At 68.3% G+C, this 8,145-nt stretch carries 7 protein-coding genes; 4 read left to right on the top strand and 3 right to left on the bottom strand.

Features of this window, described 5'->3' with window-relative positions; genetic code table 11:
* The coding region (locus C447_RS16700) for an inorganic phosphate transporter (protein WP_007696006.1) at window positions 1-1,127 on the top strand (1,127 nt) is incomplete at its 5' end.
* 88 nt (window positions 1,128-1,215) lie between these two features.
* Window positions 1,216-1,680: a universal stress protein gene (locus tag C447_RS16695; RefSeq protein ID WP_007696005.1), complete on the top strand. Its 465-nt coding sequence runs from the start codon at window positions 1,216-1,218 to the stop codon at window positions 1,678-1,680.
* A gap of 27 nt (window positions 1,681-1,707) precedes the next feature.
* Here C447_RS16695 and purB read toward each other — a convergent pair whose 3' ends face one another.
* A complete protein-coding gene (gene purB / locus C447_RS16690) occupies window positions 1,708-3,090 on the bottom strand; it encodes an adenylosuccinate lyase (RefSeq protein ID WP_007696004.1) in 1,383 nt (460 codons plus the stop codon).
* A 452-nt stretch (window positions 3,091-3,542) separates the two neighbouring features.
* Here purB and rqcH point away from each other — a divergent pair, with 452 nt between their 5' ends.
* Complete coding sequence (gene rqcH, locus C447_RS16685) at window positions 3,543-5,636, top strand: ribosome rescue protein RqcH (protein WP_007696003.1); 2,094 nt, start codon at window positions 3,543-3,545, stop codon at window positions 5,634-5,636.
* A 21-nt stretch (window positions 5,637-5,657) separates the two neighbouring features.
* On the opposite strand, the gene C447_RS16680 is transcribed toward rqcH, so the two are convergent.
* Window positions 5,658-6,263 carry an SHOCT domain-containing protein gene (locus tag C447_RS16680; RefSeq protein WP_237713318.1) on the bottom strand — a complete coding sequence of 202 codons (606 nt, stop codon included), beginning with the start codon at window positions 6,261-6,263 and terminating at the stop codon, window positions 5,658-5,660.
* A 137-nt stretch (window positions 6,264-6,400) separates the two neighbouring features.
* On the opposite strand from C447_RS16680, the gene C447_RS16675 reads away from it, so the two are divergent.
* Window positions 6,401-7,471 carry an mRNA surveillance protein pelota gene (locus C447_RS16675; protein ID WP_007696001.1) on the top strand — a complete coding sequence of 357 codons (1,071 nt, stop codon included), beginning with the start codon at window positions 6,401-6,403 and terminating at the stop codon, window positions 7,469-7,471.
* 28 nt (window positions 7,472-7,499) lie between these two features.
* Here the strand turns inward: C447_RS16675 and C447_RS16670 are convergent, their stop codons facing one another.
* Window positions 7,500-8,081 carry a hypothetical protein gene (locus C447_RS16670; RefSeq protein ID WP_007695993.1) on the bottom strand — a complete coding sequence of 194 codons (582 nt, stop codon included), beginning with the start codon at window positions 8,079-8,081 and terminating at the stop codon, window positions 7,500-7,502.
* Between the last annotated feature and the right edge of the window lie 64 nt (window positions 8,082-8,145).

The raw sequence follows: 8,145 nt of genomic DNA, 5'->3' as shown, positions 1-8,145 counted from the left end.
CCCTCTTCGCGCTGATCGGCGGCTGGACGGTCGGGCGGAAGGTCGTCACGACCATGGGCGGGGAGATCGTGCCGTCGAGCCAGTTCACGCTGGTCGCGAGCACGGTCGTTCTCTTCTTCACCGGCCTCTCGTTGCTGATCTCGAACCTCTATGGCGTCCCGGCCTCGACCTCGATGACCTCCGTCGGCGCGATCGTCGGGCTCGGCTTCGCGAGCAACACCCTCAACGAGACCCTGATGTTCTCGATCGTCTCGGCGTGGATCGTCGCGCCGCTGGTCGCCTTCTGGGCGGGGGTCATTATCGGGCGGTACATCTACCCCTACCTCGACGCCCGGATCTCGTTCGCGCGGATCGAAGGCGGGTTGTTCCACCTCGACCGGTCGGGGTCGATTCCGACACCCCGGCTCAACGAGAACGTGGGGCCGCGTGACGTTGTCGGGGCGGCCCTCGTGCTCGTGGTCGCCTGTTACAACGCCTTCTCGGCGGGGGCGTCGAACGTCGCCAACGCGGTCGCACCGCTCGTGGGGAGCGGACAGATCACGGTGGTCCAGGGTGTCGTGCTCGCCATCGCCGCGATCGGCGTCGGGGCGTTCACGATCGCCCGACGCACCCTCGACACCGTTGGCGACGGCATCACCGACCTCCCGATCCTCGCCGCGATGCTGGTCTCGCTGGTGGGGGCGACGATCATCACCGTGCTCTCGAACATGGGGATCCCGGCGAGCCTCGCGGTCAGCATGACCTCCTGTATCATCGGCCTCGGGTGGGGGCGCTCCTCGCGCGCGGTGACGCTCGCCGACGCCGCCGGCTCCGCGATGAGCGGCGAGGGCGGACCCGACCTCTCCGTGGGCGCGCTGGCCGCCGAGACCACACCCAAGACCGGCGAGCCGCCGCTGCCGCGTGGCCCGTCCGTCGGCGACCTCGCGACCGCCAGACCCGCCGAGGAACCGCCGGAGACCGACGAACAGCCGGCCCAGGTCCCGAAGATCGGCGAGGAGGACCCCGACGAACTCGTCGCCGAGGAGCTGTTCGACGCCGCGGCGACCAGCCGGATCGTGATGCTCTGGCTGCTGACGCCGACCATCTCGACCGTCGGGTCGTACGTGATCTTCGCGTTCGTCCTCTGAGGCCGGCACCACACCGGGATCGACGGGATCGGTCGCTGTCGGCGGTGGGATGGAAATCGATTTGTCCTCACGCGGTCGATAGCGCCGCATGAGCGACTCGCCCGCGCCGAAGCACGTACTCGTCCCGACCGACGGCTCGCCGCAGTCCGAACGCGCCCTCGATTTCGCGCTGACGTTCGACGACGCCCGGATCACCCTCCTCACCGTCATCGACCCGGTCGACATCGACCCCCTCACGACGGGCTATCAGTCGCCGACGGGGGTTCCGGGGATGCCCGGCTACAGCGAGGAGTGGTACGAGGGCGTTCGCGACGACGCCGAGGCGCTCCACGAACGGCTGCGCGAACGCGCCAACGACCCGGATCGGATCGAGGGGGGCGAGATCGTCTTCGGGCGATCGGCTCGCCGGATCTGTGCCTACGTCGCCGACCACGACGTCGACCACGTCGTGATGGGCGCACACGGCCGCACGGGGATCACCCGGGTCCTCCTCGGCAACACCGCCGAGTCGGTGGTGCGCCGGTCGCCGGTCAACGTCACCGTGATTCGGTGATTCCTTGGGGTCGCACAGCGGCTCCCGTCAGCTCTCCGAATCGGCCAGCTCGCTCGCGAGGCCGGTGTAGCCCGCGGGCGTGAGCGCCCGTAGCTCCTCGCGGGTCGCCTCGCTCACGTCGAGGTCGTCGAACAGCTCGTGGAAGTCGTCGAGGCTCGTCCGTCGGCCACGGGTCAGCTCCTTCACCCGCTCGTAGGCGTCGGAATACCCTTCGCGTCGGAGGATCGTCTGGACCGCTTCGCCGACGACCTCGGGGTTGGCCGCTAGGTCCTCGCGCATGACCCGCTCGTTCGGGACCACCTTCGAGAGCCCGATGCCCGCCTTCCGGTAGCCGATGAGGCAGTGGGCGAACGCGCTTCCGACGTTTCGTTTTACCGTCGAGTCCGAGAGGTCGCGCTGGAGGCGCGAGGTCGTAACATAGGTCCCCAGAAATTCGAGGTCCGAGTTCGCCTTCTCGAGGTTGCCCTCGCTGTTCTCGAAGTCGATGGGGTTGACCTTGTGGGGCATCGTCGAGCTCCCCGTCTCGTCGTTCGCGCTGTCCTGGCCGAGATAGCCGTCCGAGACGTAGCGCCAGGCGTCGCGGTCGGCGTCGAGCAGGACTCGATTCGCCCCGCGGAGCGCGTCGAACAGCCGCGCGAGGTCGTCTCCGGGGTTCAACTGCGTCACGGGTTCGACGTGGGCGAGTCCCAGCGAGCCGACGAACGCCGCCGAGAACGTTCGCCAGTCGACCTCGGGGTAGGCGGCGCGGTGGGCGGCGTAGGTCCCGCTCGCGCCGGCGAGCTTGCCCGCGAGGCCGTCGGCCGCGCGCTCGACCCGGTCGATACTCCGGCGGAGCCGCCCGGCGTAGACCGCCATCTCCTTGCCGAACGTGGTCGGGGTGGCGGGCTGGCCGTGGGTTCGCGCGAGCATCGGGGTGTCGGCGTACGCCGTGGCGAGGTCGGCGAACTTCTCCTGTACCGCTTCGAGTTCGGGGAGCACCACCGACTCGACCGCCGGTTTCCAGCACACCCGCCGCGCGAGGTTGTTGACGTCCTCGCTCGTGAGCCCGAAGTGAACCCACGACGCGATAGCGGGGTCGGGGAGGCTGTCGCGAACGAAGTACTCGACGGCCTTCACGTCGTGATTCGTCGCGGGCCGGTCGTCCGTCCCTTCGGTTTCGAGGCGTTTCACGCGCTCTGCATCCACCTCGGAGAACGACTCGTAGACCTCGCGAAGGGTCTCGCGGTCGGCGTCGTCGATGGCGAACGGCGTGGCGTCGCAGTCGGCGAGCGCGATCAGGTACTCGATCTCGACCTGGACACGAGCGCGGATCAGCGCGCCCTCGCTCGCGTACTCGACGAGTGGCTCGGTGTAGCTCGCGTAGCGGCCGTCGAGCGGCGAGACGGTCGCGAGCGGGCCGCGGGAAGTCATGCGCGATGGTGGGATGCTTTGGATGAAAGAGGTGTCGGACTCGGAGTCGGATTTGAACCCTACTGCTCCGTTGGACTACCTCGGAGACCTCCATGCACGGTTGTGGCGATTCGAGACACGGCGATGGCAATACCTGGCTCCAATGAGAGACCGCTCCGCAACCGCCCCGCGACAGCCACGAGCCTCCCCAACCGATTCGCTTCGCTCGGGCTTCGCCCTCACTCCGCTCATCCCTCGCACGAGTCGGCCGTCTTCGACGGCCTCCCGCGCGCCACAGCATCCACACCGCCACCGCAGTCCGCGCCGCTGCGGCATCCACACCGCCGCCGTAGTCCGCGCCGCTGCGGCATCCACACCGCCGCCGTAGTCCGCACCCCCACCGCTCCTCGACTCGCGACGGTCCCGGACGGCGGTAACGACACCTCTTTTCGGCGCGGGTCCGGTGGTGGGACATGGACCCGAAACGCGAGCTCACCAGTGTGGACCTCGCGGCGCTCGTGACGGAACTCGGGCGGTACGCCGGCGCGAAACTCGACAAGGCCTATCTCTACGGCGACGACCTGCTTCGCCTCAAACTCCGGGACTTCGACCGTGGCCGCGTCGAGCTCATGGTCGAGGTCGGCGAGACCAAACGCGCCCACGTCGTCTCGCCCGACCACGTCCCCGACGCGCCCGGTCGACCGCCGGACTTCGCGAAGATGCTCAGAAACCGGCTCTCGGGGGCCGACTTCGCCGGGGCCTCGCAGTTCGGCTTCGACAGGGTGCTGACCTTCGAGTTCGAGCGCGAGGACCGGAATACGCGGATCGTGGCCGAACTCTTCGGCGAGGGCAACGTCGCGGTGCTCGATTCGACGGGCGAGGTCGTCGACTGTCTCAACACCGTCCGGCTCCAGTCCAGAACCGTGGCTCCCGGCGCGCAGTACGAGTTCCCCTCCTCGCGCTTCGACCCGCTCGCGGTCGATTACGAGGGCTTCGCCGCCCGGATGGAGGAGTCGAACACCGACCTCGTGCGAACGCTCGCCACGCAGTTGAACTTCGGGGGCCTCTACGCCGAGGAGCTCTGCACCCGTGCCGGCGTCGAGAAGGAGCAAGCCATCGAGGATTCGGGCGAAGAAGAGTACTCGGCGCTGTTCGACGCGCTCACCCGGCTCTCCGAGCGGCTCTCGGACGGTGACTTCGATCCCCGGATCTACCGCGAGGACGACGAGCCCGTGGACGTCACGCCGTTCCCGCTCGAAGAGAACGCCGACCTCGACAGCGAGGGCTTCGAGTCGTTCACCGAGGCACTCGACGCCTACTTCGTCGACCTCGAGACCACCGAGAACGAGGAGGGCGGCGGGCGCGAGAAACCCGACTTCGAGGAGGAGATCGAGCGCCAGCAACGCATCATCGACCAGCAGGAAGGTGCGATCCAGGGCTTCGAGGAACAGGCCGAGGCCGAACGCGCGAAGGCCGAATCCCTCTATGCGAACTACGGCCTCGTCGACGAGATCCTCTCGACCGTTCGCACGGCCCGCGAGCGCGACACCCCGTGGGAGGAGATCGAAGAACGGTTCGAGGAGGGCAAAGAACAGGGGATCCCGGCGGCGGAGGCCGTCGCGGGGGTCGAAGCCAGCGAGGGAACCGTCAGCGTCGAGGTCGACGGCGAGACGATCACCCTCGACCCGCGCGAGGGCGTCGAGCAGAACGCCGACCGGCTCTACCGCGAGGCCAAACGCGTGGTCGGCAAGAAGGAGGGCGCGGAGGAGGCCATCGCCGACACCCGCGCCGAACTCGAAGCCCTCGAACAGCGCCGCGAGGAGTGGGAAGCCGGCGGCGCGGACGCGACCGACGCCGACGACGACTCCGAGGACATCGACTGGCTCGACCGGCGCTCGATACCCATCAGAACGAACGAGCAGTGGTACGAGCGCTTCCGGTGGTTCCACACCTCGGACGGCTTTCTGGTGCTCGGCGGCCGCAACGCCGACCAGAACGAAGATCTGGTCAAGAAGTACCTCGACCGCGGCGACCGCTTCTTGCACACCCAGGCCCGTGGCGGCCCCGTCACGGTCCTCAAGGCCACCGGCCCGAGCGAACCGACCCGCGAGATCGACCTCCCGCAGGGAACGCTCGACGAGGCCGCGAAGTTCGCCGTCTCCTACTCGTCGGTCTGGAAGGACGGGCGCTTCGCGGGCGACGTCTACATGGCCGACCCCGACCAGGTCTCGAAGACCCCCGAGAGCGGCGAGTACCTCGAAAAGGGCGCGTTCACGGTTCGCGGCGACCGCACCTACTTCCGGGATACGGCCGTGGGCGCGGCGGTCGGCATCACCTGCGAACCCGAGACCCGCGTGGTCGGTGGTCCGCCGTCGGCGATCGAACCCCGAACGGAGACCTCGGTCACCCTCGAACCCGGACAGTACGCCCAGAACGACGCCGCGAAGCGCCTCTACCGCACGTTCCGCGAACGGTTCCGGGACACCTCGTTCGTCAGGAAGGTCGCGAGCCCCGACCTGATCGCCGAGTTCCTGCCACCGGGCGGGAGCCGGGTCGTCGAGGACTGAGGGTCCGACCGTTCGTCCTGCTCACCACGACCGTTCGGTTTCCGGCGACTCACGCCGCCGGTTTCGGTCGTCGTGCTCGGTTTCGAGCAGCCGTTCGAGCCGGCATTCGAACTCCTCCTCGCCGATCTCGCCGCGGGCGTACCGGTCACGGAGTGCCGCCAGCGCGTCGTCGTTCGTCGTTCCGCGCGAGCCGCGTCGTGTTTCCTCCCCGGCGAGTCGGTCGGCGAGGTCGGCCGCGACCGGGATCCGGCGGGTCTCGCCCCGGTAAGCCGTGGCGACGAGGAAGACCCAGAGTCCGACCCCGAGCAGCGAGAGGAGGCTGCTCAGCGCCGCCCCGACCGACCCGATACCGACGATGGCGAATACCCCGAAGAACACGTTCAGGACCCAGAGACCGCCGAACACGACGATGCTCTGGGCGGCGTGAAACCGGAGTGTCCGGTCGTCCTCGAGGACGTACACCGCGATCCCGGAGACGAACCAGAGCACGTACGAGATGGCGGCAACGACGTCGGCATCCAGCCCCAACTCGCCGGTGAGGAGTCCCTCGGAGTCGTTCCTCGACGATCCCCCGTCGAAACCGTAGCGCCCGTCGTGGCCCCCGTTCGGGTCGATCTTCCGTTCCATCGGTGTCGTTCGTGGTTCCGGTTTTCGCACCATAACTGTTTGCTTCGTCGACAACTCGACTCGCTCGACGGCCGTCCGATCTCACCCGACGAACGGCGAACGACAGCGCACTTAGCCCCCCGCCCCCGAGCTTCCCCATGCGCATCAACGGCCGGACGAGCGTCGAGGGCGGGCGCGAGCGCTGGACGCTCGTCCCCGAGAGCCTCGACGACCTCTGGCATCTCTCCTACGTCCTCGAACCCGGCGACCTCGTCTCCGGGGAGACGACCCGGCGGATCCAGCGCGCCGACGACCGGATGCGCGACACCGGCGGCGAGCGCGAACCCATGTCCGTCACCCTCTCCGTGGAGGAGAGCGAGTTTCACAAGTTCGCGAACCGGCTCCGGGTCTCGGGACCCATCGAGTGGGCCTCCCGCGAGGACCAGGTCGGCCACCACCACACCCTGAACGTCGAGGAGCGCGAGGAGGTCGAGATCGAGAAGCGTTGGCAGCCCGACCAGCGCGAGCGGATCGAGGAGGCCGTCGAGGCCACCGAGAACGCCGAGGTCGCCATCGCTACAGTCGAGGAGGGCGCGGCCTCGATCCACACCGTCGCACAGTACGGCACCGAGGAGTACGCCTCCCTGACGGGGCCGACGGGAAAGGGCGAGGACGCGCGCGACCGCGAGGAGCTATTCGGCGACCTCGCGAGCGCACTCTCACACCTCGACGTCGACACCGTCCTGCTCGCCGGACCGGGATTCACCAAAGAAGACGCGCTGAAGTACATCGAGCGCCACCATCCCGACGTGGCGGAGAAGTTCGGCGCGACGGTCGACACCAGCGCCGCCGGGGACCGGGGCGTCCACGAGGTCCTGAAACGCGGCGCGGTCGAGGAGGTCCAGGCCGAGACCCGGATCGCCGAGGAGGCCGAGAAGATCGACGCCCTCACCGAACGGATCGCCACCGAGGGCGCGGCGACCTACGGCATCGAAGCGGTGGCCGAAGCGGCGGAGTACGGTGCGATCGACGAGCTGTTGGTGCTCGACGACAAACTTCGGGAGGAACGGGCCGGCGACGGCGACTGGTCGATCGACGCGAACGAGGTCATCGAGAGCGTCGAACAGCAGGGTGGCTCCGTCACCGTCTTTTCGAGCGAGTTCGCGCCCGGCAACCAGCTGGGCGCGCTCGGCGGTATCGCGGCGCTGTTGCGCTACCGGCTGGAGTGATCGTCCGATACGACGAAGCGAGCGGCTCTCAGGAACCCAGCTGGTCCGCGCTCGCGCCGACGTAGGCCTCCTGTTCGGGGTAGTCTCCCCCGTCCCTGCGGTGGAGCGCGATCGCCACTGCCCGGTGGTTCCCGTCGGCGAGGTAGGCGTCCTCGTCGGTCTCCTCGACGGCGATCAGCTCCTCCATCTCGATGTCGTCGGGGAACTTCGAGGCGAAGTCCACCACCTGTTCGAGGTCCTTCGGGGTGTCGAGCTCGGCGAGGTCGTCGGCCTCGTGGATGTGGTCGGCGATGCTCGCGATGGTGTTCTCCTCGGTGATCGCCCGCCAGTCCTCGCCGGATTCGCCCTTGATGGTGTGGAGGGCTTCGAGCTCGTCCTCTTGGAGGTCGAGGTGGTGCCACCGGAGGTCGCTGTCGGCGAAGATCGACTCCGCGATCGGTTTTCGGTCGATGAGCTCGTCGAGCAGGCGGTCCTCGTCCTCGATGGCGTCGACAGCGAGGTCGTCGCCGTCGTTCTCGTGGACCTCCTTTTCGAGCCAGTGGCGGAGCATCTCCTCGCGCGAGATCGATTCGACGGTTTCGTCGTCTTTGATTCGGTCGTTGAAGAGCATCTAGTATGGAATATCCGTGAACGGTTCCCGACTCGGCGGTCGGGCGTGCATGGGTTCGGGCGTG

Origin of the sequence: Halococcus hamelinensis 100A6, assembly GCF_000336675.1 — an archaeon.
GTDB classification, from domain to species: Archaea; Halobacteriota; Halobacteria; order Halobacteriales; family Halococcaceae; genus Halococcus; species Halococcus hamelinensis.
The sequence above is the reverse complement of the archived record's forward strand: the minus strand, read 5'-3'. Positions and strand labels throughout refer to the sequence as shown.